Genomic DNA, 404 nt, shown 5'->3' with positions numbered 1-404 from the left:
TCTTGGCCTTCCAGCGCCATACGGGCCGAACCTTTGATGATCGGCAGATCGTCGCCTGGGAAGTCGTATTTCGACAACAGCTCGCGCACTTCCATTTCAACCAGTTCCAGCAGTTCTGCGTCGTCGACCAGGTCGCACTTGTTCAGGAACACGATGATGTATGGAACGCCAACTTGGCGGGCCAGCAGGATGTGTTCGCGGGTCTGTGGCATTGGGCCGTCAGCTGCCGAGCAAACCAGGATCGCGCCGTCCATCTGCGCTGCACCGGTAATCATGTTTTTGATGTAGTCGGCGTGGCCTGGGCAGTCAACGTGAGCGTAGTGGCGCGAAGCCGTTTCGTACTCAACGTGAGCGGTGTTAATGGTAATACCGCGTGCTTTTTCTTCTGGAGCAGCATCGATCTG

Annotated in this window: 1 protein-coding gene; it reads right to left on the bottom strand. The window is 56.7% G+C overall.

The genetic code is table 11. The features are described from left to right. The coding region (locus GCM43_RS25535) for a GTP-binding protein (protein ID WP_264372682.1) at positions 1–404 on the bottom strand (404 nt) is incomplete at both ends.

This window comes from Janthinobacterium aquaticum (genome assembly GCF_009208565.1).
In the GTDB taxonomy this organism is placed as follows: domain Bacteria; phylum Pseudomonadota; class Gammaproteobacteria; order Burkholderiales; family Burkholderiaceae_D; genus Janthinobacterium.
This window is presented reverse-complemented; position numbering and strand designations above follow the sequence as displayed.